Origin of the sequence: Jingyaoa shaoxingensis, assembly GCF_014385005.1 — a bacterium.
GTDB lineage: Bacteria > Bacillota > Clostridia > Lachnospirales > Lachnospiraceae > Marvinbryantia > Marvinbryantia shaoxingensis.
On sequence record NZ_JACRSZ010000006.1, the window covers coordinates 152283 to 179058 of the forward strand.

At 42.1% G+C, this 26776-nt stretch carries 23 protein-coding genes and 2 tRNA genes; 4 read left to right on the forward strand and 21 right to left on the reverse strand.

Annotated features, from left to right (window positions below; genetic code table 11):
* Positions 1 to 20: 20 nt before the first annotated feature.
* Positions 21 to 953 carry a serine O-acetyltransferase EpsC gene (epsC, locus tag H8716_RS07525; protein ID WP_249307957.1) on the reverse strand — a complete coding sequence of 311 codons (933 nt, stop codon included), beginning with the start codon at positions 951 to 953 and terminating at the stop codon, positions 21 to 23.
* Positions 954 to 1392: 439 nt separating this feature from the next.
* Between epsC and H8716_RS07530 the strand changes: the two genes are divergently transcribed.
* Both H8716_RS07530 and H8716_RS07535 read left to right on the forward strand, forming a co-directional pair.
* Positions 1393 to 1465, forward strand: a tRNA-Phe gene (locus tag H8716_RS07530).
* A 42-nt stretch (positions 1466 to 1507) separates the two neighbouring features.
* A tRNA-Gly gene (locus H8716_RS07535) sits at positions 1508 to 1578 on the forward strand.
* Positions 1579 to 1668: 90 nt separating this feature from the next.
* On the opposite strand, the gene H8716_RS07540 is transcribed toward H8716_RS07535, so the two are convergent.
* From H8716_RS07540 to H8716_RS07560, 5 genes are all read right to left on the reverse strand, one after another.
* Positions 1669 to 2547, reverse strand: a complete 879-nt coding sequence (locus tag H8716_RS07540) for a M23 family metallopeptidase (RefSeq protein WP_249307958.1) — start codon at positions 2545 to 2547, stop codon at positions 1669 to 1671.
* Between the two features lie 85 nt (positions 2548 to 2632).
* A complete protein-coding gene (locus H8716_RS07545) occupies positions 2633 to 3493 on the reverse strand; it encodes a SpoIID/LytB domain-containing protein (RefSeq protein ID WP_249307959.1) in 861 nt (286 codons plus the stop codon).
* Positions 3494 to 3620: 127 nt separating this feature from the next.
* Positions 3621 to 6086, reverse strand: coding sequence for a glycogen/starch/alpha-glucan phosphorylase (locus tag H8716_RS07550; RefSeq protein ID WP_249307960.1), 2466 nt, complete (start codon positions 6084 to 6086; stop codon positions 3621 to 3623).
* Between the two features lie 45 nt (positions 6087 to 6131).
* Positions 6132 to 9287: an isoleucine--tRNA ligase gene (gene ileS / locus H8716_RS07555; RefSeq protein ID WP_249307961.1), complete on the reverse strand. Its 3156-nt coding sequence runs from the start codon at positions 9285 to 9287 to the stop codon at positions 6132 to 6134.
* A 464-nt stretch (positions 9288 to 9751) separates the two neighbouring features.
* Positions 9752 to 10957, reverse strand: coding sequence for an ion transporter (locus tag H8716_RS07560; RefSeq protein WP_249307962.1), 1206 nt, complete (start codon positions 10955 to 10957; stop codon positions 9752 to 9754).
* 243 nt (positions 10958 to 11200) lie between these two features.
* Here H8716_RS07560 and H8716_RS07565 point away from each other — a divergent pair, with 243 nt between their 5' ends.
* The gene (locus H8716_RS07565; RefSeq protein WP_249307963.1) at positions 11201 to 11920 is read left to right on the forward strand and encodes a YesL family protein; all 720 of its coding nucleotides are present in this window, start codon (positions 11201 to 11203) and stop codon (positions 11918 to 11920) included.
* A gap of 90 nt (positions 11921 to 12010) precedes the next feature.
* On the opposite strand, the gene H8716_RS07570 is transcribed toward H8716_RS07565, so the two are convergent.
* From H8716_RS07570 to H8716_RS07625, 12 genes are all read right to left on the reverse strand, one after another.
* Complete coding sequence (locus H8716_RS07570; RefSeq protein ID WP_249307964.1) at positions 12011 to 13192, reverse strand: AAA family ATPase; 1182 nt, start codon at positions 13190 to 13192, stop codon at positions 12011 to 12013.
* Between the two features lie 114 nt (positions 13193 to 13306).
* Positions 13307 to 14095, reverse strand: a complete 789-nt coding sequence (locus tag H8716_RS07575) for a sugar phosphate isomerase/epimerase family protein (RefSeq protein ID WP_249307965.1) — start codon at positions 14093 to 14095, stop codon at positions 13307 to 13309.
* 57 nt (positions 14096 to 14152) lie between these two features.
* Entirely contained in the window at positions 14153 to 15163 is a 1011-nt protein-coding gene (locus H8716_RS07580) for a TRAP transporter substrate-binding protein (protein WP_249307966.1), read from the reverse strand.
* A gap of 54 nt (positions 15164 to 15217) precedes the next feature.
* Positions 15218 to 16540 carry a TRAP transporter large permease gene (locus H8716_RS07585; RefSeq protein WP_249307967.1) on the reverse strand — a complete coding sequence of 441 codons (1323 nt, stop codon included), beginning with the start codon at positions 16538 to 16540 and terminating at the stop codon, positions 15218 to 15220.
* 11 nt (positions 16541 to 16551) lie between these two features.
* Positions 16552 to 17046, reverse strand: coding sequence for a TRAP transporter small permease (locus tag H8716_RS07590; protein ID WP_249307968.1), 495 nt, complete (start codon positions 17044 to 17046; stop codon positions 16552 to 16554).
* A gap of 27 nt (positions 17047 to 17073) precedes the next feature.
* On the reverse strand, positions 17074 to 18039 hold the full coding sequence (locus tag H8716_RS07595; RefSeq protein WP_249307969.1) for a sugar phosphate isomerase/epimerase family protein: 966 nt from the start codon (positions 18037 to 18039) through the stop codon (positions 17074 to 17076).
* Between the two features lie 21 nt (positions 18040 to 18060).
* Complete coding sequence (locus tag H8716_RS07600) at positions 18061 to 19164, reverse strand: Gfo/Idh/MocA family protein (RefSeq protein WP_249307970.1); 1104 nt, start codon at positions 19162 to 19164, stop codon at positions 18061 to 18063.
* Position 19165: 1 nt separating this feature from the next.
* Positions 19166 to 20110, reverse strand: coding sequence for an ROK family protein (locus H8716_RS07605; RefSeq protein WP_249307971.1), 945 nt, complete (start codon positions 20108 to 20110; stop codon positions 19166 to 19168).
* Between the two features lie 14 nt (positions 20111 to 20124).
* Positions 20125 to 20688, reverse strand: coding sequence for an SIS domain-containing protein (locus tag H8716_RS07610; RefSeq protein ID WP_249307972.1), 564 nt, complete (start codon positions 20686 to 20688; stop codon positions 20125 to 20127).
* Positions 20689 to 20701: 13 nt separating this feature from the next.
* Positions 20702 to 21145 (reverse strand): cupin domain-containing protein, encoded by a 444-nt coding sequence (locus tag H8716_RS07615; RefSeq protein WP_249307973.1) that lies wholly within the window; start codon positions 21143 to 21145, stop codon positions 20702 to 20704.
* A 30-nt stretch (positions 21146 to 21175) separates the two neighbouring features.
* Positions 21176 to 22207 carry a zinc-dependent alcohol dehydrogenase gene (locus H8716_RS07620; RefSeq protein WP_249307974.1) on the reverse strand — a complete coding sequence of 344 codons (1032 nt, stop codon included), beginning with the start codon at positions 22205 to 22207 and terminating at the stop codon, positions 21176 to 21178.
* 18 nt (positions 22208 to 22225) lie between these two features.
* Complete coding sequence (locus H8716_RS07625; protein ID WP_249307975.1) at positions 22226 to 23062, reverse strand: sugar phosphate isomerase/epimerase family protein; 837 nt, start codon at positions 23060 to 23062, stop codon at positions 22226 to 22228.
* Between the two features lie 177 nt (positions 23063 to 23239).
* Between H8716_RS07625 and H8716_RS07630 the strand changes: the two genes are divergently transcribed.
* Complete coding sequence (locus H8716_RS07630) at positions 23240 to 24106, forward strand: LysR family transcriptional regulator (protein WP_249307976.1); 867 nt, start codon at positions 23240 to 23242, stop codon at positions 24104 to 24106.
* A gap of 38 nt (positions 24107 to 24144) precedes the next feature.
* On the opposite strand, the gene H8716_RS07635 is transcribed toward H8716_RS07630, so the two are convergent.
* The 3 genes from H8716_RS07635 to H8716_RS07645 are packed head-to-tail and all read right to left on the reverse strand — an operon-like array spanning position 24145 to position 26770.
* Positions 24145 to 25071: an alpha/beta fold hydrolase gene (locus tag H8716_RS07635; RefSeq protein ID WP_249307977.1), complete on the reverse strand. Its 927-nt coding sequence runs from the start codon at positions 25069 to 25071 to the stop codon at positions 24145 to 24147.
* Positions 25072 to 25118: 47 nt separating this feature from the next.
* Entirely contained in the window at positions 25119 to 25985 is an 867-nt protein-coding gene (gene rsmA / locus H8716_RS07640) for a 16S rRNA (adenine(1518)-N(6)/adenine(1519)-N(6))-dimethyltransferase RsmA (RefSeq protein WP_249307978.1), read from the reverse strand.
* 11 nt (positions 25986 to 25996) lie between these two features.
* Positions 25997 to 26770, reverse strand: a complete 774-nt coding sequence (locus H8716_RS07645; protein ID WP_249307979.1) for a TatD family hydrolase — start codon at positions 26768 to 26770, stop codon at positions 25997 to 25999.
* Between the last annotated feature and the right edge of the window lie 6 nt (positions 26771 to 26776).

Genomic DNA, 26776 nt, shown 5'->3' on the forward strand with positions numbered 1-26776 from the left:
TATAGCAGATCCCTGATACCTCAATCATTCTCTGTGCGGTCAAAGAATCCTTCCTGACCAAGTTCCTGAGTCTGTACGCTTCCTCTGACTTTAAACTTCAACTCCGGATTCTTAATGCTGACTCTGGTCTGATCTGGTACGGATGAAGTAATAAATGCGTTACTTCCGATAACCGCGCCTTCTCCGATGACCGTCTCTCCTCCCAGAATGGATGCCCCGGAATAAACCGTTACATTATCTTTCAGTGTCGGATGCCGCCTGGTGCTGCGCAGAGACTGGCCGCCTCTTGTAGAAAGCGCGCCCAGGGTAACGCCCTGATAGATCTTCACATTGTTACCGATGGTTGTAGTCTCACCCACTACTACACCGGTTCCGTGGTCGATGAAGAAATATTCTCCAATGGTTGCGCCCGGATGAATATCGATTCCTGTAAGATTATGTGCATATTCTGTCATAATACGTGGAATCATCGGCACTCCCAATAAGAACAGCTCATGGGCAATACGATTCACCGAAATAGCAAATACACCCGGATAGGAAAAAATAACTTCGTCCGTATTGTATGCTGCCGGGTCTCCGTCATAAGCCGCCTGCACATCCTTTGCCAGCATACAGCGGATATCCGGGATTCTCTTCAGAAACTGCTCTGTAATCTTCTCTGCTTTCTCTCTGGCTTCTTTTTCTGAAAGACTGTCGCCGGATACATATTTCAGAGCTTTCTTTACCTGCTTGGTCAGGTTGTACTGGATATCCTCCAGCAGATCTCCCACATAGTATTTTACACTGTCCCCACTCAGCTTCTTCTGGCTGAAATACCCGGGGAACAGAACCTTTCGCACATTCTCCAGAATCTCTATAATCACTTCCCGGTTCAGATGATTCTCTGAATCGATATTACTGATAATCGGATATTCTTTGTAATTCTCTAATATAGATGTTACCAGTCCGTCCATACATCCTCCATTTTCAAGAATGCCTCGGCATTCTTGCTTCGAGATGCGCGTCATGCAATGCATGACATACTTCTTCTGCGCATCTCTGCAATCCTGCCGGAGGCTATATTAGATGGGGATTGCCCCCACCACTGATACTGATTTGTTGCTCGACACCTACAGCGGTGGGAGTCATTTCACATCTGATATAACGCTTCCATGTCATCACGACCGCAGTATGGAATCGTTACTCTCTCTTTTCCAAACACATCATTACTAGGAAGTATAGCACATTTGTTTTCCGATATGCAAGAATTCTGCTTCGTTCCTGTTATTAAAAAAATTGAGAAAATTTCAAATAAAATATATTAATTTTGTGCTTGACAGATCCACAGCTATCTATTATAATGTCAGATGTGTCAGACATGACACAAGATCTATGGAACATGATTTGTTTCCTGCCCAGATAGCTCAGTTGGTAGAGCAGAGGACTGAAAATCCTCGTGTCACTGGTTCGATTCCGGTTCTGGGCATTTGATTCATCCTAGATGAATCAGTACAATTTATTTGCATTTGCGGGTGTAGTTCAATGGTAGAACACCAGCCTTCCAAGCTGGATACGTGGGTTCGATTCCCATCACCCGCTTTTTTTCATGCTCCAGGCATGATTTAACGTAAAAGATCATCCATCCGTAACTGATTTATTCGTTATAGATGGATGATCTTTTTAGTTGTTTTATTCCAGATACAGGCACGGATCTACGATCTGTCCGTCTTTTTTCATTGCAAAATACAGGTTACTGCCTTCTTCACAGTAATACTTGGTCGGCTCACTGACATAACCCAGAAGCTGTCCCTGTTCCACTACTTCGCCTTCCGAAACAGCTACTTCTTTCAATTCTCCATAGATTAATTCGTAATCATTTCCAATGTTCATCGTCAGCGTGGTTCCCGTCTCTTCATTGACAGCGATGTTTTCCACAATTCCTCTGGCAGATGCTACTACTGGATTCCCCACCTCACTTCCAATGATCAGCGCCGGATTGTATTTGTATTCATTCAGTGTTTTAAAATATACGGTTCCATCCATACTGTAATCCATCAGGATGGTTCCAGCTGCCGGCCATGATAATGTCGTGTCTTCCGAAAACTGTACGGTAGGTGAGATCACACTGCCGGATACCACAGGATCGGCCTCTTCCGTTTCTTTTTCTGTCTCTGCCTCTGTCTTCACTTCAGCTGCTTTTATGCTTTTTACAGCAGTGTCTGTATTCTTCCCATTCGCTGTCATCTCACCGCTGCCAGCTGCTGCCGCTTCTTCCAGTGTACCTGCCGTAACATCTTCTGACACACTGCCTGCTGATACGTCATTCTTTTGCGCTGACACCGTTCCTGTCTCCCGTGTATTCTGGTATTCCTGCAGCGAATTCTGCACATTTTTCTGCTGTGCGCCGGTTCCAGATGCTTCCTTCACCGCCTCTGTCCGCTCCGTCTCTGTGGTCACAGGATAACTTGTCCGATAGGAAGCAAAAGCCACAATCCCAACCAGTACAAGTGTAAGGATCCCTAAGGTTCCCCTTCTTCTGATAAAACCAAATAATTTTTCATTTTCCATAGTATCCACCTCGTAATCAATGTTCTAAGTATCTACCTGTAGCATTGCCACTTACGAGAGAAATATACTGTCAGCCGGTTAATTTTTACCGGTCGGAAATATGTTCCAGTCTGGTTTTGTCAAAAAAATATGCCAGTATCTCCTGATACCCTGTTCCATTCTTTGCCAGTTGTTGTGCAGTGTACTGGCTCATGCCAAGTCCATGCCCGATTCCGCTGGTGATCACAAAAATACCTCCGCCATTTTTTTCTACCCGGAATGCAGCCGATGGAAGTCCCAGTTTGATCCTGAATTCTTCCCCGGACATCTCGGCATCGCCCAGTTTCAGCCTCAGGACATACCCGGCACTGTCCTTTTCTTCGATCTCCATATCCCGCCAGGAATCATCAATCTGAATACTCTGCCGATAGTCCGGCGCGTCTTTGTCTCCGGGGCATGCCTTGCTGCTCAGATAAGGATATTGATCCGAATGAAATACTTCACTTCCATTTCTGGTCTGTCCTGCACTGATCTTATGATACGATGCCAGAATCGGCTCTCCGTCATAAGTCAGGATCTGTCCTCTGGTTGCCTTCTGCGCCTTTCGGAACTTCTCTCCGTATCCGGTTAATTCCATCTCTGTCAGAGACATTCGTTCTTTTTCACGCACCTTACCGTTCAGAAGCTGACGATAGGCATTGGTACGCACCAGCACCATCTGGGCTTTCACAGCCTCTTCTTCTGTATCTGCCGGCAATTCTGCCGCCGTAACTTCTAATACGTATTCTTCCAGACTGATTTCTTCCGTCTCAGATCCGGATTTCACAGAAATAAATCGTGTTTCACTCTGTATTTTTTCATAAATCTGACTCATTCTGCTGTGCAGCAGCATGGTAATCATCCAGGGCAGTACCACAACCACCAGCAGTACTGTCAGAATCTGCTCCGTATAAATTTTCAGCTTCATACACATACCCTCCCAGAATATTGTATGAATTACAAAGAAAAGTTATACACAAAAGAGGAACCATACACACATGGCATATGTATAGTCCCTCTTTTCAATACGTCCGTGCTTTGCACGAAAACTATTCTTATTTTACCTTAACAGTCTCTTTTTTCAGATGCCAGATTTCATCTACGTACTGCTGGATGGTTCTGTCGGATGTGAACTTTCCGCTGCATGCGGTATTCAGCATTGCCATCTTAGCCCATCCGGCTTCGTCTCTGTAAGCTTCTTCGACACGTTTCTGTGCGTCTGCATAGGAACGGAAGTCTGCCAGAATGAAGTAAGTATCTGCACGGTCACTGCTCTTAGTATTCAACAGAGAATCGTAGATCTCACGGAATCTTTCTGGATCATCCGGTGCATATTCTCCGTTGATCAGCTGCATCAGCACACGTCTGATATCCTGATCGCTGTTGAAGATGTTTTCTGGATGATATCCGCCATTCTGTTCATAGTTGATAACTTCGTCTGCGGACAGACCAAAGATGAATGCATTCTCTTTTCCAACTTCTTCTACGATCTCGACATTGGCACCGTCCATGGTTCCAAGAGTCGGAGCACCGTTCAGCATGAACTTCATGTTACCGGTTCCGGATGCTTCCTTGGAAGCTGTGGAAATCTGTTCGGATACATCTGCTGCTGCAAAGATCCATTCTGCGTTGGATACACGGTAATCTTCGATGAAGACTACTTTCAGTTTATTCTTAATAGAAGCATCGTTGTTGATCACGTCTGCTACGGAGTTGATCAGCTTAATGGTCAGTTTGGCACGTCTGTAACCGGCTGCTGCCTTTGCGCCGAAGATAAATGTTCTTGGGTAGAAATCCATTTCCGGATGATCTTTGATCTGGTTGTACAGGTACATTACATGAAGGATATTCAGTAACTGACGTTTGTATTCATGAAGTCTCTTAACCTGTACATCGAAGATAGAACGTGGATCTACTTCGATACCATTGTGTTCCTGAATATATTTTGCCAGACGCACTTTGTTCTGGTATTTGATATTCATGAATTCCTGCTGTGCCTTTGGATCGTCTACATAGACTTTCAGCTTGGAAAGCTGTGGCAAATCGGTGATCCATTCGTCTCCGATATGGTCTGTGATCCAGGATGCCAGCAGTGGATTGCCGTGAAGCAGGAAACGTCTCTGTGTGATACCATTTGTCTTATTATTGAACTTCTCTGGCATCATCTCATAGAAATCTTTCAGTTCCTGATGCTTCAGGATCTCAGTATGAAGCTGTGCAACACCATTTACTGAGTAGCCTGCTGCGATAGCAAGATGTGCCATCTTTACCTGTCCGTCAAAGATGATAGCCATCTTGCGTACTTTTTCGAAATCACCCGGATATTTTGCTTCGATCTGTGCTACAAAACGGCGGTTGATCTCTTCAATAATCTGATATACACGCGGAAGCAGTCTGGAGAACAGCTCGATTGGCCATTTTTCCAGAGCCTCTGCCATGATGGTATGGTTGGTGTACGCACATGTCTTGGAAGTCACTTCCCATGCCTCATCCCATGTCAGGCCTTCTTCATCCAGAAGGATACGCATCAGTTCGGCAACTGCTACAGTTGGATGGGTATCATTCAGCTGGAAGGTTGCTTTTTCATAGAACTTACGGATATCATCATGGTTCTTCTTATATTTTGCAACGGCTTCCTGTACACTTGCAGAAATGAAGAAATACTGCTGTTTCAGGCGCAGCTCTTTTCCTGCATAGTGATTATCATTTGGATACAGAACTTCTACGATGTTGCGTGCCAGGTTTTCCTGTTCTACTGCCTTGCGGTAATCACCCTTGTCGAAAGAATCCAGCTGGAATTCGCTGATTGCTTCTGCATCCCAGATACGTAAGGTGTTTACGATATTGTTATTGTAACCAACGATCGGGAAATCATATGGTACGGCACGTACGGACTGATATCCTTCCTGCTTGTAGTAGTTACGTCCGGTCTTCTCGTCATATTCTACACGAACATAACCGCCGAATTTTACTTCTTTTGCATATTCCGGACGGCGCAGCTCGAATGGGTTGCCATCTTTCAGCCAGTTATCCGGTACTTCTACCTGATACCCATCTTCGATCTTCTGCTTGAACATACCATAGCGGTAACGAATACCACATCCGTATGCAGGATATCCCAGTGTTGCCAGAGAATCCAGGAAGCATGCTGCCAGACGTCCCAGACCACCGTTACCCAGTGCTGCATCCGGCTCCTGATCTTCGATCACATTGATATCCAGGCCGATCTCTTCCAGAGCTTCTTTTACATCATCATAAATGGTCAGGTTGATCATATTGTTACCAAGCGCACGGCCCATCAGGAACTCCATGGACATATAGTATACATACTTTGGATCGTCCTTCTCATACTGTTCCTGTGTAGCCAGCCAGTTCTCAATGATCTCATCCTTTACTGCATAAGATACAGCCTGAAATAACTGCTGCTGTGTAGCTTCTTCCAGATTCTTTCTGTACAGAGCCTTCACGTTGGCTTTTACTTCTCTGATAAACTCTTTTTTATTGAATTTCTTTGTTGCCATTGGCTTCTCCCTTCGTTTCTCGTTACTGCTTACAGCCACCACTTTCTACTGTTTTTCAACAGCCATGGTTACTTTTTCACCATTGATACTCCACTCTTTGATATATCCACTGGTGCTGCCGAGTACTATGTCATTAGCCAGTACTGCAGATTCGATTTCTTCTTTGTGGGCGCTCAAGATCTGCTCAATCTTCTCGTTACCCATCGCATAGACAATAATTCTGTCCATCACCTGGAAGTCTGCTTCTTTTCTCATTGTCTGTACTTTACTGATCAGCTCATTGACAAATCCTTCTTCAATCAGTTCCGGAGTCAGCTTAATCTCAAGAACTACGGTAACTTCGTTATCCTGCTCTGTTACGTAATCTTCAGACTGTGCTGTTTCAATCAGCAGATCGTCACTTGTTAATACTACATCAGTATCGCCTTCGATGTCAAGGTGAAGGGCACCTGTCTCTTTCAGTTCTTTCATAGCTGCCTGACCGTCCAAAGATGATAACTGCTGGCGGATTGCACCCAGAAGCTTGCCGTATTTTGGTCCGACGGTCTTCAGCTGTGGCTTGAAGATATAAGATACAAAGCCATCTACTTCTTCTGTGAAAGTAACCTGTTTGCTGTTTAATTCATCACGGATAATGTCTGTAAAATATTCGGACAGAGCCTGTGGTGCCTTTACATACATATTGGCAATTGGCTGTCTGTTCTTCACATTGGCTGCATTTCTTGCTGCACGTCCAAGAACAACAATCTTCAGGACTTCATCCATATTTGCTTCCAGTTCCGGATCGATGTGAGCTTCATCTGCAACAGGAAAATCGCAGAGATGTACACTTTCCGGTGCGGTCTTATCAATGCTGCAAACCAGGTTCCGGTAGATCTGCTCTGCCATAAACGGAATCATTGGTGCTGCTGCCTTCGCTACATTGACAAGAGCGGTGTACAGGGTCATGTAAGCATTGATCTTATCCTGTTCCATTCCTTTTGCCCAGAAACGTTCACGGCTGCGGCGTACATACCAGTTACTGCAGTCATCAACAAATTCCTGAAGGGCTCTGGCTGTCTCCGGAATCTTATATGCTGCCAGATCTGCGTCCACGGTCTTGATCATGGTATTCATCTTGGACAGGAGCCATTTATCCATAACGGATAATTTTTCATAATCCAGTGTATATTTTGTTGCATCAAATTCATCAATATTCGCATACAGTACGAAGAATGCATAAGTGTTCCACAAAGTACCCATGAACTTACGCTGTCCTTCCTGAACTGCTTTTCCGTGGAAACGGTTCGGCAGCCATGGTGCACTGTTGATGTAGAAGTACCAGCGGATGGCATCTGCGCCGTATTTTTCCAGTGCGTCAAAAGGATCTACTGCATTTCCTTTGGACTTGCTCATCTTCTGTCCGTTCTCATCCTGTACGTGTCCCAGAACGATAACGTTCTCGTATGGAGCCTTGTTAAACAGCAAGGTAGACTCTGCCAGCAGAGAATAGAACCATCCACGGGTCTGGTCTACTGCTTCGGAGATGAATTTTGCAGGGAACTGCTGTTCAAATACTTCTTTGTTTTCAAATGGATAGTGATGCTGTGCAAATGGCATTGCTCCGGAATCGAACCAGCAGTCGATCACTTCCGGTACACGGTGCATCTGTTTTCCACATTCCGGACACTTGATGGTGATTTCATCAATGTATGGTCTGTGCAGTTCTACAGTCTTGGCAGCTTCGTTTCCGCTCATCTCGAAGAGTTCCTGACGGCTTCCGATGGAGTGCATATGTCCGCATTCACATTCCCAGATGTTCAGCGGAGTTCCCCAGTAACGGTTACGGGAAATACCCCAGTCCTGTACGTTCTCCAGCCAGTCACCGAAACGTCCTTTTCCGATGCTTTCCGGAATCCAGTTGATGGTGTTGTTGTTGCGGATCAAGTCATCTTTGACTGCTGTCATCTTGATGAACCAGGATTCACGTGCGTAGTAGATCAGCGGGGTATCACATCTCCAGCAGTGTGGATATTCATGCTCAAACTTCGGTGCGTCAAAAAGAAGTCCTCTTGCATCCAGATCTTTTAATACTTCTGGGTCTGCCTTCTTTACAAACAGTCCGGCAAACGGAGTTTCTTCGGTCATTTCGCCTTTTCCGTTTACAAACTGTACAAATGGCAGATCATACTTGCGGCCGACTTTGGAGTCGTCTTCACCAAATGCAGGTGCAATATGAACCACACCGGTACCATCAGTCAGTGTTACGTAAGTATCACAGGTAACAAAGTGTGCTTTCTTACGTTGTTTATCAGCCACATCTGCTGCACACTGGTATAATGGTTCGTATTCCTTATATTCCAGATCGATTCCTTTGTAAGTTTCCAGCACTTCATAAGCCGGTGTCTCTTCGGTTCCCAGTTTTCCAAGGATGGAATCCAGCAGAGCCTCCGCCATATAATAAGTATATCCGTCTGCTGCTTTTACTTTCACATAAGTTTCATCCGGATTCACACAAAGTGCCACATTAGATGGCAGTGTCCAAGGTGTGGTGGTCCATGCCAGAATGTAAGCATCTTCGCCTTTTACCTTGAAACGCACCACTGCGGAACGTTCTTTTACTGTTTTGTAGCCCTGTGCTACTTCCTGTGCAGAAAGCGGAGTACCACAACGCGGGCAGTAAGGAACGATCTTGAATCCCTTGTACAGAAGCTTCTTATTCCAGATCTCTTTTAAAGCCCACCATTCAGACTCAATATAATCATCATGATAAGTAACATATGGGTTATCCATATCAGCCCAGAATCCAACGGTACCGGAGAAGTCCTCCCACATTCCTTTGTATTTCCAGACGCTTTCCTTACATTTATTGATAAACGGTACCAGACCATATTCTTCGATCTGCTCCTTGCCGTCCAGTCCCAGCATCTTCTCTACTTCCAGTTCTACAGGAAGTCCATGGGTATCCCATCCGGCTTTACGAGGTACCATTTCTCCTTTCATTGTATGATAACGAGGGATCATATCTTTGATAACACGGGTCAGCACGTGACCAATATGTGGCTTGCCGTTTGCTGTTGGCGGTCCGTCATAGAATGTGTAAGTCGGGCCTTCTTTACGGTTTTCCATACTCTTTTCAAAAATGTGGTTCTCTTTCCAGAACTTTTCCACATCTTTTTCTCTCTCAACGAAATTGAGATCGGTAGATACTTTCTTGTACATGATATTTTTCCTTTCTGTATATATTTAGATAACGTAACCTTTTATGGAATATGGCTTGCCATATTACAGAAAAAGCCCCCATCCGTAAAAGGACGAGAGCTCGTTATACCACCTGTTACTCTTCTGGATACGTCAGACTATATCTGTATATCCGCTCCCTGTAACGGAGGAATCCGTCAGAATCTAGTTTGTAGTTGATTGCTCATTTCGATTCTGAAACTCAGAAGTGATCTTCCATCTGTCTTACTCAGTCCGGACTTTCACCTACTCCGGCTCGCTGTGCCTTTCACAACAAATGTACTGTCTTCGTCATGGTTTTTACCATAATTTTGGTTTCACGGTAATTATAGTACCCCAGGAAACCGCTAAAGTCAAGGGGAATCCCGTTTTCTATTTGCATTTTAGTCAATCATAAATGACCAAATCGTAACTGACTAAAATGCAATTTTCATCTTTTCTCATACCTATATTTGTAGATCTTCGGAGTTAGCAAGATAACTCTGTGTATACAAAATGACGGTATCTCCTTCCTGAAGCAGCATGTTACCATGTGGGATCAGTGCCTTTCCGTGTCGTTTTACCAGAACGATGACACTGTGTCTGGATATATCCAGATCGCAGATCCGATGTCCAGTCCAGGAATGACGTTTTTCCAGAGTTACTTCTTTTAATATGATCCGTTCGCTGTCAGGTACGGATTCTGCCCCAATTACCAGTACATCTCCCGCTTTCAATTCCAGATTCCCATTGGGGATCAGGACTTTTTTATTTTTCTGCACTACTGCAATGATAATGTGCTTTGGCAGATGCAGATCCCTGATTTTCTGTCCGCACCAGCCATCCTGTGGCGTCAGTGGAATCCGGATAAAATGAATATCGTCTTCTTTGCCGTACTCGCTTATGCGCTTGATTCTGGAATATTGGTCAACAAAACCGGCAGAGATAATACCTGTGGGGATGGCCACCATTCCAACCCCAAGAAAGGCAATAAAGATGCCAAATATTTTACCCATTGTGGTGACTGGATAGATATCTCCGTAGCCCACCGTCAACAAAGTGGAGGCTGCCCACCAGATGCCGGAAAATGCATTGGTAAATACTTCCGGCTGGGCTTTATTTTCCAGACTGTACATACACAGACTGGAAGAAATCATCAGTATCAGTATTATAAAAACTGATGACATCAACTGTTGCTTTTTGCTGACGATAACTTCGGTAATCACATTCAATGAATCATAATAGGCATTGATCCGGAACAGCCGGAATATACGAATGATCCGAAGCATACGGAACGCCACTGCTCCTGATGGGAAAAAAAACGGCAGATAATATGGAATAAACGACAGCATATCCACAATACCTGAAAAGGATAGCAGGTACCTTCGCACTGCCCCCATCTCTGACTCATTTGGATACAGACACTTCGCTGTGATCACACGCATCAGAAAATCCACTGCAAAAAATGCAACTGTCAGACGTTCTATCGTAAGAAGGAGACTTCCATATTTCAGTGCCCAATTGTCAAACGTATACAGGATGCTGACTGTCAGATTTAATATGATCGTAAAAGTGTTAAGCACATCATAGCCCCAGCAGACGGCATCGTAATTGCAGCCAATTTCGATTAATTCATAAAGACGCCTGCGGCGCTTCTCCCATTCTGGTTTCAAAGAGATTCCTCCTTGTGAAAATATTAATTTCATTTTACAAGAATGAACCGTAAGCGTCAATGTTACCAGGCTAAATGTATCGCATTATTGAAAGTCATTTCATTGAACATTTTCGACATTTGTGTCCAAAATATTCAATGAAACCCGGCTGCCTGCTTGCATTATTCTCAGATTTTGTTATACTGTTAGCAGGGTCAGTTTGCGACCCTTTTCTTATATTCGTAATAACAAAGGAGGTTTTTTATGAGTAACTTTTTTAATATGGACAATTCGCTCTGGCGCTTCCTTGGACGGCTGGCAGATGTAATGATTCTGAACATTGTGTTTCTGATTACCTGTCTCCCGGTTGTGACGATCGGAGCCGCATGGACTTCTCTCAGTTATGTCACTTTGAAGATGTCACGGGATGAGGAATCTTATATTGTGAAGAGCTATTTCAAGGCTTTCCGACAGAACTTCCGACAGGCTACCGCCATCTGGGGAATCTCTCTTGCAGCTATGTTTATCTTCTATATGGACTTCCATATTGTGAAAAATATGAACCAGTCCATGGCACAGATGATGTTCATCCTGCTTTCAGCAATTGCTCTGCTGTTTGCCCTGACACTGCTGTATGTATTTCCGGTTCTTGCCAAATTTGATAATACCGTAGCGAACACCATTAAGAATGCTTTTCTAATGGCCATCGGCAATCTGCCACGTACCATGCTGATGCTTGTGATTCTTGTCGGTTCTGTTATTCTGACTTTCCTTACACCGCAGACCATTGCGATTGGATTGTTAGTCTGGATTATGATCGGATTTGCACTGATTGCTTTCCTCAATGCACATATCATGGTCAAGGTATTTGACCGTTATATTCCAGATGAAGAGGATACTGGCAAAGATTCCTCCATCGATACCTCCGTTTTCCAGAATCTGCATCCTGTAGATTCCACTAAGGAGGATGACGCTTCTCTGTAGTGATTCTGTATAACAAATAAGACATTGATTTCTCTGTACTTTTGTACTCTGAAAACAATGTCTCATTTATTATATCTGCCTTTTCTTCTATTACATCGTTATCCATTGCTTATACTCATCCAGTCTTTGAATAAATCCTGAAAATTCCGGAACCGTAAAATCAAGTTCTTTATATCGTACCGGATAAATAATTCCTTTATTAATCAATTGCGCTCTTGTCGTAGATATGGAGCTGACATCCTTCCCAAGGTTGTTTGCCACATTAGAAATCGTACATGGTAATTCCCCGCATTTCACCATTGCAAAAATAAATTTCTTATCACTTTGTGCGCATCTTTCATATCTTGCTTTAAAGAACCCATTATCTAATATCTCTAAAAATTCATCGATATTATTTTCTACATCCTTTTCATCTATCAAATCTTTATTTATGTTCTTATAAACCACCTGACATAGCTGTTGAATAAAAAACGGATAACCTTTCGTTATTTCTACAATTTTCTCTACCGCTTCTTCTGTATAATTCACGTTAAACTTTTTTGCCGGCTCTTCTATTGCTTTTTTTGATTGTTCCAATGTCAGGGAGCCTATTTGCTTATACATAAATAATCTTTCCGAATAAGATTTTTCGTCTGATAACATTTTATATATCTTTGGAAGACCGGCTCCTATCACCATAAGCGGATATCCCAATTGATTTGTCCTGTGTAATGCTGCAATCAACGAACCTAATTGTTCCTGCTTCATATATTGGATTTCGTCAATAAAAAAACATATCGCTGTTTCTGCTTTTTGCGCAGTTTCCCCAATCGTAGTAAAAACATCTGTCAGGCTTTGTGTTAAATTATTAGATAAATACAATTCACGATCCTGTACTGATAACGAAAACGTAGTATCATTTGGATTAAAAGAAATCACCAGAGATTTTATCGCTTCTAAAGGCTTCTTTATCAAATGTTTGAACTTCTCTTTTGCACTGACTTCTCTTAAAAAAGCCTGTGAACATTCTGCAATCTGTGAAATAAAATCATTTTTTTCTTCCACCTCTATATGTTTGTAAAATACATTCTGTTCACCTGCAATTTCCTCCAGTTTATTTATCAACACTGTTTTACCAACACCACGCAGTCCACTGTAAATCATAGATCTTACAGGGATGCCCATCGTCAATGCAGTGAATGTCTGCTCTGCATCATGAATGTCATCATCTCTTCCTGCAATATACATCGGTTTCAAACCAGCGCCCGGTCTGTAAGGATTAATTTTAATCATAAAATCCCCTCCTCTTCTATCTGCATTCTAGCATATAGATCCGCTTTTTGCAATGTGTGTCCGCTGCTTTCCGCCAAAAAAATCCTATAAGTTTTGCGTAAATCAATTCACTCTTTATTCATCAAATTTTCCATACTTCTTTATGCACTCTACTGCCTGCTTATAAGCTGCTTTCCAATTTTCTGGCACGTCGGCTTCTACAGTTAACGTATCATTATAAAAAGCGTCATGTATTGCATTTAAGAACTCGCTATAATCATAATCATCCCCGATACTTGGATAATCTCTGTTTGGATAGGAAAGCGGGTAATCTATATGTATATGATGAATCATTTTTCGGTATTTCACAATATTTTGAAATGACTCACCAGATGCAATCATATGTCTTAAATCTGCCATGGTATACACATTTTTACATCCCGTTTTTTCAATGCATTCCACTGTTTCTGCTATTGTATTTAAATAATTGGAATATCTGGGACCCAGAGGTTCAATGATGAGTTCCAGATGATATTTCCCTGCTATTTCAGCAATCGTCCGGATCACCTGAATAAACAGATCTTCCTCTTTCTGGCTCTTCTCCCTTGGAAGCCGCCTAGCTTTTCCATTTCCCAGAATAATTTTTGTTATTCCAAGTTTTTCTGCCCGCATGCAGCATTTTTCTAAATATTCCTGCATTTTTTTCTTATCATATTGATCCGTAAAAAAATACGGAACAGCAATCGGGAATAGCCTTGTTCCAGTCAGTACCGGATATTTTTTGTCTTCAATAAGCTGTCTCAGTTTTTCAAATTTCTCATCACTTAACTCTGTGATCTCCGGTAAATCCAGTTCTGCAAAATCATATCCACTGTTCTTTATATCTTCATAATCCTTCAGTGTTCCAAATCCGCCTAATTTCATTTTTTCTACCTGCAAAGGCGGGATTTCTCCCGCCTTTTCTTTCATCCAATTCTGTTTTTAATAGTTTTCACGAACGCGTGTTAATAAATCATACAGTTCTTTCTGTCCATCGCTTGCATTGCTAAGGAATTCTTCTACAACAGGATCAGTAGTTGCCTTGAACAGACTCTTGTCTACTTCTAAAATTTCAACACCAGCCTCTTCCATTACTTTCAATCCTTCATCTGTTGCTGCCGGCCATAATTCATTATTCCATTTGTCTGTGAATTTTTCTCCAGCTTCCAGAATCGCATTCTGGTTTTCTTCTGATAAGTTATCAAACCATGCCTTACTTACAAATACCGGATCTGGAATGGTGAAATGTTCTGTCAGGGAGAAGTATTTACATAATTCCTGCCATCCATTTGCTGCAATAACAGATGGAGTATGATCCAGTCCGTCGATAGTGCCCTGCTGAAGTGCTGTATATATTTCACTGGATGCCATCGGCGTACCAATTGCTCCCATTGCATTTACGGAATTTGCAAGAACTGCATCTTCCATACAGCGAAGCTTCAGGCCTTTCAGATCTTCCGGTGTCTGAACTGCATGTTTGCTGTTTAAAACGCTGCGGCTTCCGATATCGGTCCATGCGATGATTACAAATCCATGACTCTCTGCATCCGCTTCAAGGTACGCTTTCACCTCATCATCCATTACTGTATTCACTGCCTGTGTTCCACTTTCCCATAAATATGGAAGGGAAAATACAGACCACATGTCATTAAAAGCAGATAAATCTGTTGCTGCACATTCTGTCATTTCAATTGTTCCAATTCCAAGTCCTTCAAATGTAGAAGCTTTATCGCCCAGCTGAGAAGATGGATAAAATTCCATTTTCATTCTTCCATCAGAGCATTCTGAGATTAACTCTCCAAGAACATTTGCTCCATCAGCCTGAACTCCTGTTGCCGGAAAAGTAACAGAATACTTTACAGTTACTTCTCCATCTGCAAAGGCCGGTACTGCTGCCATTGCTGCTGCCATCGTTGCGGTACAAAGTGTTGCGATCATTTTCTTCTTGTTCATGGTAAATCTCCTCTTCTTTTTGTTTTATTTTTTATGCGCTCAGCATTTTTCACATTAAACAGCTAATCCTAACATCGTCGGAACAAAAGTTACCAGAAATGGTATATATGTAATTGCAAGTAATACCAGTATCTCCGCAATCATATATGGCATTGTTCCTTTAATCGCCTTTTCCACTGGAATTTTTCCGATTTTCGCAGTGATAAACATGCAATATCCAAGCGGAGGAGTAATATTTCCGATTGTCAGGTTAAATGCCATCACTACACCAAAGTGAACCAGGCTGATTCCCATAGAGCTTGCTACCGGTGCCAGAATTGGTGCCAGAATAATAACAGAAGCTCCACCATCCATGAACATTCCCATGATAATCAGCAGAACATTCACTAATAACAGGAATACATATTTGTTATGTGTTACGGATAAAATCAGGTTGTTTACTATAACCGGCATCTGCAAAGCTGTTAAGCCATAGCTGAATACTTTTGCACATGCAATAATCAGTAATAATGGTGCTGCACTGTTGACTGCCTGTAATAAAATCGGACCAATCTCTTTCACTTTGATGGTTCTGGTAATGAAAAGACTTACAAGTAAACTGTATACAACTGAAATTGCTCCGGCTTCTGTAGGAGTCATAATTCCTCCCATGATTCCACCTACAACGATAAGCGGCATTCCCAGTGGAATAATTCCATCGATAATGGTTTTCTTGATCTCACTTTTTTCCATCTTCTCAGTTCTGCGCGGGAAATGAACTACCCGGTCTCTGAGAAGCACTACTACCATAAGTACCAGTCCACATAAAATTCCTGGTACAATTCCTCCCATAAACATGGAACCAACCGATGCACCGACTGCTGTTGCATATACAACCATTATGATACTAGGAGGAATAATCGGGCCACAGGTAGACGCTCCTGCGATTACTCCAACTGCTTCTTCCGTCGGATATCCTTCTTTCTTCATTGCCGGAATCAGGATTCCTCCCATACAGGATGAACACGCCTGTGCAGATCCTGTGATACCTCCGAAGAACATACTGGATACAATTCCTGCGTGAGCAAGACTTCCAGGGAGACGTCCGATCAGAAGCATTGCAAATTTAATCAGCTTCTCTGTAATTCCACCCCGGTTCATAATCTCTCCCGCGAGCATAAAAAACGGAATTGCCAGAAGTGTGGTACTGCCTATTCCATTAAAAATTGACTGCGATACAGCAAGTGTTGCCATTGGTGTTCCTGTACTTATCGATAATGTCGCAAGACTTAATACACCTGTAATCAATAATGATACATATATTGGTATTCCAGAAAGAATAAACACAAATGTAAGTACAACTAATATTGCAATTATTAATCCCATTGTTTCTCCCATTGTTTTTCCTCCTATTCTTCCTGTTTTTCAGGATCGTTCAGTACTTTCCTGTTAATTGCTCTGATATATTCATATATCATTAAACCAAACCCCATTGGAATCGACATATAATAATACTTTCTCGGAATCTTAAGTGCTGTACTTAACATCGTTCCGCTGCTGGTATATTTCATAGAATTTACAAATAAAAATATAAGAAATCCGATTGTAATTGTCATAAATACTGCACGAATACCAATTCGTACTGCTTTTGACTTTGGTTTGCTGGAAAGTGTTGTAAATTCTGTATGTCCGTCCATTCGAACGGCACGCGCACTTCCAAACATTCCCATCGCTACCAGCAATGCCTGATTCACTTCATCCGCCCATAAAAAACCTGTCTGGAAAATATAACGTGCTATGACACTTGCAGATGCGATGCATACAACTGCAAATAACGTTGTGCCGCAGACGATATTTTCAATCCAGCGAATGACAAAGTCGATTTTGTCTAATACCTTCTTCATTGTGCCTCTCCTTTACATTGCTTGTTTTTAAGCCCACCACATACCAGATCTGTCTTCAAATATTCCACACTGTTTCACCATATCGACAGCTTTTTCCAGACCTTCAAACCGATTCATCAGGCTGTCTTCATGTTCGATACTGATTACATAATCATATCCGATTTTTCGCAGTGCAGAAAAAATATCTTTCCAGTAATCTGCTTCATTTCCATATCCAACTGTCCTGAAAATCCATGATCTGTGCGCTTCATCACTGTAGTGCTTGGTATCCAGGACACCATTTACCGCAGTGTTATATTTATCAATTCGTACATCTTTTGCGTGTACATGATAAACCATTCCTTCACATGCACGAATCACTGCCACCGGATCCATTCCCTGCCACAGTAAATGACTTGGATCAAAATTCATACCAATCTCCGGACCAACTGCACTGCGCAGTCTCTTTAATGTATCCACATTATAAACCATAAAGCCCGGATGCAGTTCCAATGCAATTTTAGTAACGCTGTGTTCTCTTGCAAATGGAACAAATTTTCTCCAGTATGGAATCAGTTCTTCATCCCACTGATACTTCAATACCTCTAGATATTCATCTGGCCAGGAGCATGTTACCCAGTTTGGATATTTCGCATCCGGTGAATCTCCTGCGCAGCCAGAGAAACAAGTTATGGTATCAATCCCCAGTTTTTCAGCCAGAAGAACTGCATTTTTCATATCCATATGATATGCTTCTGCTTTTTCTTTATCAGGATGAATTGGATTTCCATGACAGGACAGTGCGCTGATTTCCATATCATATTTTTGAACTGTATTTTTAAACTCTTCCAATGCTTCAGGATCTGCCAGCAGTTTTGCCGGATTAACATGGGATTTTCCTGCGAATCCGCCACAGCCAGGCTCAATCATCTGGATACCAACACTTTTTAAATACTTCAGTACTTCTTCCAGAGATTTATCCTGCAGCATATTTGTTACAATACCAATTTTCATCTTCTCTCCATTCTGCAATTTCTAATTAATTGCCACCCAGCGTCCGGTATGTGCACTCTCATATATTTTATCACAGATCTGCATCATATGAAGTCCATCTTCAAATGTTGCGAATGGATTAGCCGGCTGAATTCCACGTATCGCATTATAAATCGCATTGAAATTCTGCTTAAATGCATCCGGGAATCCTTCTGCATGACCTGCTGGATAACTGATAATCGACGCCGTATCCGCGTCAGCCAGAGACGGGTCCTTTGTAAGCAACGCATTCGCTTCGTTTCTGTTACCAATCAGCAGATCATTTACTTTTTCATTATCCCATTCCAGAGATTTTTTCGTACCTGCGACCTGTAAAACAGTCTGATTCTTTTTTCCTGAAAAGACTGCTGAAAAAGAAGCGCTTCCAACTGCTCCATTATCAAATCTGAGCATGATATAAGAAAAATCTTCGGTATCAATCGATACTTCTTTTACGCCTTCAGATGTCTCCTGTTTTCTGGTTGGGTAGATTGTTTTAAACTCTGCAAAAACTTCTTTTACTTTCTGACCTGTCACATACTCTGCAAGATCAATCCAGTGTGAACCCAGATCTGCTGTTGCACGTGTTTTTCCACATTTATCAGATAATATTTTCCAGCTAAAATCAGTATCAAACTGCAACCAGTCCTGTAAGTATCCTCCCTGAACTGCAAACACATCTCCGATTTCACCATTCTTTACCATATTTCTCATCTGATACGGAATTGGATAATAACGGTTATGGAAGTTAACCGCATTTACCAGTCCACTCTTCTTTGCAGCCTCCACCATGATTTTTGCTTCTTCTGCATTTCTTGCCATTGGCTTTTCACAGACCACATTCACGCCTTTTGAAAAAGCATATAATGCAATTTCCATATGCGTATGATTTGGTGTACAAATATGGACACAATCTGGTTTGCATTTTTCAATCATTTCTTTGTAGTCTGAAAAATATGCCGGTATTCCAAGACGTGCAGCTTTTTCTTCTATTCCTATGCCATCCACAATTGCTACAACATCTACATATGGAATTCTTCTCAGTGCTTCCACATGGGCTGCTCCAATAAACCCAATTCCTATTACGGCTGCTTTTAATCGTTCCATATTATTTATCCTCACTTTCTTCTGCAATCACAATTGCAATTGCCCCCATTAATGCAGCTTCATATCCAAGTGGAGTCGTTGTTACAATCACATCTTTCATAGGAGAAAATGTGTATCTTCCAATTGCATTGCGTATCTCTGATTTCACAATATCAAAGGCTGCTGCTACACCTCCACCTATGATGATTGCTTCCGGATCCAGAATGTTTACATAATAGGAAATCCCTCTGCCAAGATATTCTCCTGCCTTTCGGTAAATTTCTAAAGCTGTCTGTTCTCCATTTCTCGCCAGTTCCGCACACTGCACACCTGACACTACTTCTTCTGTTGTTGAGAATTTCTTTCTGTCAGAAGCTTCCTTAATATATCTGCTGATTGCAGTACCAGACCCTTGTGCTTCCAGGCATCCGTTTTCTCCACATGGACAGTTTGCCGGATTATCATATTCCACTTTCAAATGACCAAATTCACCTGCATATCCATGGGCTCCACGAATTAATTTTCCATCACAGACAACTGCTCCACCAACGCCCGTTGATACCGTCATCCATGCAAAATTGTGATATTTCTTTCCAAGCCCAAATAACAATTCTGCTTCCGCACAGGCATTTACATCATTCTCACAGACAATTTTGCTGATCTGCAATTTTTTTTGTAAATAATCCTTCACCGGAATCTCATGCCATCCTGCATAGACAGCTTTTAACAGGATTCCTTTTTTTCTGTCTACAATCCCGGGAAGATTTACCCCCACTCCATTGATCTGATCCGTTGTAAGATCTCTTTTTTTCAGAAATTCCGAAAAAATTCTTACACAATCATCTAAATGGCTGAAGCAATTCGTAGTATTTGTCGGAAATTGTTTTTTCTCATAGATCTTTCCCATCTCATCTGCCAGAGCAACAATTGTTTTTGTTCCTCCAATATCAAAAGCTCCAATATACATATGTATCACTCCGATTATACTGCCTGTTTAATCATGGCTTTCATCTGCTGAGAAATTGCATGTTCCAGAATAATATGAATATCTTCCACTACACCATAATTCTTAGAGTGAATTAAGATCGTGAAATCTGATAAATCTTTTAGTTTTCCGTTATAGTCTCCAATAATGCTTACTGTTTTTGCTCCAACTTCTTTCGCATACTTATGGCTCTCAACCAGATTGCCTGAATTTCCTGATACAGAAAGAGAGATTACCAGGTCATCCGGCTGAAGGAAATTTTTCAACTGCTCAACCATGGTCTGATCATATGCATTATCATTTCCATATGCAGAAAAGATAGAACTGTTATCGGATGGTGCAAAGATTTTGATTCTTTTTGAATCAGCAATATTAATGCCTTTTCCAAAATCACATACCCAGTGAGAAGCTGCTGCTGCACTTCCACCATTTCCAAGTATGAAAACATGTTTTCCGTTTTCTCTTGCTTCCTCTAACATCCCAAGTAATTTTTCAATATCACTTCTATCAATGTAATCTAACGTTTTCTTTAATTCCTCTGTATAATGATCAAAAAACATCTCTTATTCCTCCTTATTCTGTGTATTCTCCAACATATTCTGTTTTATCATCATCTAATACATCGTAACCGGCTCTCATGTAAAGATCCAACTGTGGCGGTGTTGCAATTCCAAGTGTTACAAAAGCTTCTGTATTTCCTTCCGGATTTCTGGTTCCATGGAGTACACCTGGAGGTGCATAAACGATATCCCCCGCTTTTACCGGAATCCATTTGTCATATAAATAGCATTCTCCCTCTCCTGAATGGATGATCAGAATTTCTTCTGAAATTGGATGTTTGTGTGGAGCAAATTCTTTTCCTGGTTCATGAAAACCAACTGCGATATTTGCTCCGCGGCATCCCATCTTTGGATTCAGTGCGAAATGAACAACGTGACCGTTTGGCATAGTCCAGGTTTCTCCACCACTGATACTGAATTTTCCACCATATTTCTGTACATATTCTTTTTTTGTCATTTTCCTGTCTCCTTTTTCACTCTATTTGATTTAGAATTTTACAACTGCTTTTATTGCTGCACCGCTTCTCGCATCTTCAAATGCCTGGATTGCATCTTTATAATCATAAACTGTTATGATTTTCTCCAGGTCTGGTTTTAACTGAAGAACTTTATCTACCACAGCAGATGTTCCATCTGCCTTTAACTGTGGTGCCGGTCCTTTGGAACCAACAATCGTAAGTTCCTTTCTCATAATCGGTAATGGTTCAAACTGATCTACGGCTCCAAAATAGACACTGGCAACAACGATTCTTCCACCGGTTCTTGCTGCTTTGAATGCTTCAGAAAGGACTACAGGTGCTCCTGTTGCTTCTACCACAATGTCTACACCTTCTTTAGCAGTCATTTCTTTTACCTGATCCAGCCAATCTGCATCTGCTGTATTGATCACATCGAATAAACCTGTTTTTCTCATCTGTTCGATTCTTTTCTGACTGCGGTCAGCGCCAATTATTATGCCTGCACCCAGTGTTTTTAAGATCATGGCAGCAATCAGACCGATCGCGCCCAGTCCGAATACCAGTACGGTATCTCCCGGTTTCACATTTGCTTTCATTGCCACATGAAAGGCACAGTTTGCCGGTTCCAGAAGTGTTGCTGTAATATCATCCAGTTCCTCTGGAATTGGGCTGAGGAAACTATAGGTATCCTCATTTGTAACCAGCGTTTCCTCGGAAAATCCTCCAGGAAGTAGCGCATAATTCAAACTTTTACAATAATTCTGAAGACCATTTCTGCAAAACCAGCATATTCCGCATCCCTTTACCAGTTCACTTGCTACACGCATTCCTTTTTGAATTCCGTTTTTTCCAAGTCCTGGATCTGTGATGATTCCTGAAAACTCATGTCCAAAGTAATGTTCATTTGTCAGATCTCTTCTCCCATTGTATAAAGCAAGGTCGCTTCCACAGATTCCACAGGCTTTGACATCTACTTTCACTGTTTTATCCGTTACCTGAATTTTTTTTTCTGTTTCCACCAGTTTTAATTCTCTTGGTGCCAGTAATTTTACTTCTCTCATTCCTACACTCCTGTTCTTTTAAAGATTATCAAAAGCAGCATGTGCATGCGCAATCCCGATTTTCATCTGTCTGTCCGCTTCTTCTACAGAATCAAACCAGAGTTTCCATGGATAAAGTCCGAATACCTCAAAAGAGCAATACTGCTCAAATCCGATTTCTTTCAATGCTTTTGCTACTGCCTTAAAATCAAAATGACCTGTTCCCGGTGCATGTCTGTTAGAATCAGCAAGATGCAGATTGGCAAGCATATGACCATATTTTCTCACTTCTTCTTCAGGCACTACTTCTTCAATATTCATATGATAGGTATCTGCCATTGTCCGAACACTCGGATGGTCCACCATCTGTGCAAACTCTGTTGCTTCTTTCATTGTATTCAAGAAATTGGTTTCATAGCGATTAATGGCTTCCACTGCAAGTACCACGTTCTTTTCTGCTGCGTATTTACCAGCTTTATGAATTACATCCGCCATACATTTCGTTGCTTCCAGACGGTCAACGCCATCATCGATATGTCTTGTTGCACCGCCACTCCCAATAATCACGGTTCTGGCATTTACATCAGCAGCTACATCGATTACTTTTTCCAGGTATTCTTCACACTTCTGATTCAGATTCCTGTCTGGAGTTGCAAGCTTCACACTTCCGTCAAAAATGTAATGTAATCCGCTGCATTCCAATCCTGCATCTTCAATCCATGACTTTACTGTTTTGCGATATTCTTTCGAACTTCCCACTGGCAGATGAAATGCTGTCGTAATTTCTACGCCATCAAATCCGATCTTTGCTGCACGATTGATGGTATCCTGTAAATCATTCATTCCGTACACTGCTGTACACATGCTAAACTTCATATCGTCCTCCATTTCGTCTCTTTGTATATTTTTCTTTTTTGTTTGTTTCTTTTTTTGTATCATTTTGTCCTTTTCTTGTTTTAAATTATAGTGCAGTATTGTATAATAAATCCAATATATAAAATTTAGTTTATCATAGTTTATTTATATTAACTTTTAGAGACAAAGAGGGATTATATGACATTAAATCAGTTATTGTATTTTGAGAAAATAACAGAAACACAGAATATGGGACGAGCAGCTAAACTGCTTCATATTTCTCAGCCAAGTTTAAGTATTGCTCTTTCCAATCTTGAAAAAGAATTAAATGTTGAATTATTTAACCGAATTGGTCACAGACTGCTTTTAAGCAATGAAGGCGAACAGTTCTTGGTTCATGTTAAAAAAATTTTAAGAGAGGTACGTGATGCTGAATTGCATATGCAATCATTATCTGCTGACCGCAATTTACAGATACGCATCGGCTGTCTTGTTCCTGTTCTTTATGATTATTTGCCAAGACTGATACATGATTTTCTCGCTCTCCCCGAAAATCATCTTTTAAAAATCGATTTTACAACGAATAATACCAGCAAGCTTATTCCCATGCTGAAAGAAGGATATTTTGACTATATTATCTGCTCTAAACAGGATGATCCAGAACTTATTCAGACAGAACTTATATCAGAGCCATATGTGTTATTATGTCCTCCAGGTGCACAAGTTCCAACCACATGGAATGATATTCTGGCTCAAAACCTGATTGGATTTCAGCAAACCGCCGCTGCCCATCATGAAATTCATACCGCACTGGTACAGCAAGATATCCAACCCACCTATGTTTATCGTGCACCAGATGAAGAAAGCATTGCTTCTCTGGTATCACATGGTCTTGGTTATGGGATTGTTCCTAAAGTCCAGGCATTGGAAAATTTCAATTTACAAATTGTTCCTCTTCCTGATACAGGTACTGCGTTTGTACGTAAGATTTACCTGACTCAGTTAATCAATCGTCCGGCTATCGGTGCCGCCAAGCGGTTTTTGAATTACTTAAAGACTCATTAAAAAAATAGTGTTGGACCTTGCTCGTCCAACACCATTTTTTATGCTCTCATATATTCTAACCAGTGGAAAATATCCTGATAAACATCTTCCCGGTCTACTTCATTCAGAATCTCATGCCGGTCTTTCGGATAGAGCTTTATCGTCACGTCTTTCATTCCCAGTCTCTTGAACTGTTCATATACTTTCTTTACGCTCTTTCCTGCATTTCCTACCGGGTCATCTTCTCCTGCTACCAGAAAAACCGGAAGATTCTTCGGCATTTTCTTTAGTATCTCTTCTTCGCTCAACATGTGGATGCTGTAAAAGAGATTATAGTATCCATTTAAAGTAAAACGATACGTGCAGAGTGGATCTTTCAGGTATGCACTGACATTTTCTTCATTCCGGCTAAGCCATTCTCTGCCCTTTAAGGAGCCGAATTTGCGGTTGTAGCCGCCAAATGCCATGGCATCTACCAGAAAACTGCGGTAATTCCAGCCTGTAAACAGCGCCATGCATTTACATAACGCCATGCCAAATGCAGTCGCAATCCGCGGCTGATGACCGGTTCCCATGATGATTGCTCCGGTCAGGCCTTTTCCATGAAGGCAGAGATACTGACGCACCAGGAAAGATCCCATACTGTGTCCCAGAATAAAATATGGTACATCCGGGAAGCGTTTCTCTGTCATCAGACGCAGACGGTGAATGTCTCGCAGCACCACTTTATTGCCTTCTTTTTCTGTAAAATAACCCAGCCAGGAATCATCCTGTACAGACTTTCCGTGTCCCAGATGATCGTTCCCCACTACTGCATAGCCCTGTTTCGCCAAAAACGCAGCAAATTCATCATAGCGGTTTATGTACTCTACCATTCCATGGGAAATCTGAAGTACAGCCACCGGCTTTTCCTCTGGCTCCCAGCAGATCGCATGAATCTGTGTCTTTCCATCGTGGGACGGATAGGTAAATTCGATCTTCTTCATTGCAACACCTCCATTTTAAAAATACCTCTGCAATTCTGCCGATATACTCAACTGAGTATATCGGCTAATTTTGCAAACTGCTGCAGTGTCAACGCTTCCCCCCGGATGCTGGCTGACACGCCTAATGTTTCAATTGCCTGGGCAATCTGATCCTTGGTATAGTGCAGATCCGGTGCATTATTCAGTCCGTTTGCCAGTGTCTTTCTACGCTGGTTAAAGGATGCCCGGATCAGGCGGAACATCAATTGTTCATTTTCCGTGGTTACCGGCGGCTTGCTGTAACGGGTCAGGCGAATGACCGTGCTGCCCACCTTCGGTCTTGGCATAAAACAGTTTGGCGGAACATTGGCTGCAATATATGGCTCACAGTAATACTGCACCGCCAGTGATAAAGCACCGTAATCCTTTGTTCCCGGACCGGCCTGCATACGCATAGCCACTTCCTTCTGCACCATAACTGTAATACTCTCCACCGGCACATGAGATTCCAGAAGTCCCATAATAATCGGTGTAGTGATATAATATGGAAGATTCGCCACTACTTTTACCGGCTTTCCACCATTCTTTTCTTCCACAATTTTACAGATATCCAGCTTCAGAACATCTTCGTTGATCACTTCCACATTATCGTAAGCAGAAAGTGTCTCATGAAGGATCGGGATCAGCGTCTTGTCGATCTCCACTGCCAGCACATGCCCTGCTGCCTCTGCCAGATACTGCGTCATAGTTCCGATGCCCGGTCCGATCTCCAGCACAAAATCATCCTTCGTGATATCTGCTGACGCAATGATCTTATTTAAGACATGGCTGTCAATCAGAAAGTTCTGGCCGAACTTCTTCTGAAAGGTAAATTCATACTTCTGAATCACCTCTATGGTCTTTTGTGGATTCGATAATTTTTCGTTTAATTCCATATATTTTCCTTTCACAGCTGATACACTCTACATGCATTCTCCCAGGTTGCCTGCTCTACTTCTTCCGCAGATAAACCTTTCAGGTCTGCGATTGCCTGTATCACATATGGCAGATTCAGAGAAGAATTCCGCTTACCGCGGTTCGGCACCGGCGCCAGATACGGGCAGTCCGTCTCTGTTACGATGCGGTCTATCGGTGTATCTGCCACGACTTCTTTTAACACTCTGGCATTTTTGAACGTTACCACGCCACCGACCCCAATATAATAACCCTGTTTCCTGTATTCTCTTGCCATCTCCACAGACCCGGAATAGCAGTGGATAATTCCTCCGGCAAATCCCGTTTTTCCGGCATGTTCAGCCTTCATCAAATCAAAGGTGTCCTGCGCCGCTTCACGGCTGTGGATATTTACCGGGAGATTACATTCCAGTGCCAGATGCAGTTGCTCTGCAAACCACTTTTTCTGGATCTCATGGGACTCTTTATCCCAGTAATAGTCTAACCCTATTTCGCCTACCGCTACTGCCTTTTCATGGGACAATAACCCCTTCAGCCACTGCATCTTCTCTTCATTTAACTCACCGACTTCATCCGGGTGCACACCAAGCGCACCGTAGATAAAGTCGTATTTCCGCATCAGATCATACGTTGCCTGTACACCGCGAAGGCTGGCTCCCACATTCACAATGCGTCCTATGCCTCCGGACTGCATACTTTTCAGAAGCTCGTCGCGGTCTTCGTCAAATGCCTCATCATCGTAATGGGCATGAGTATCAAATATCATGTAATG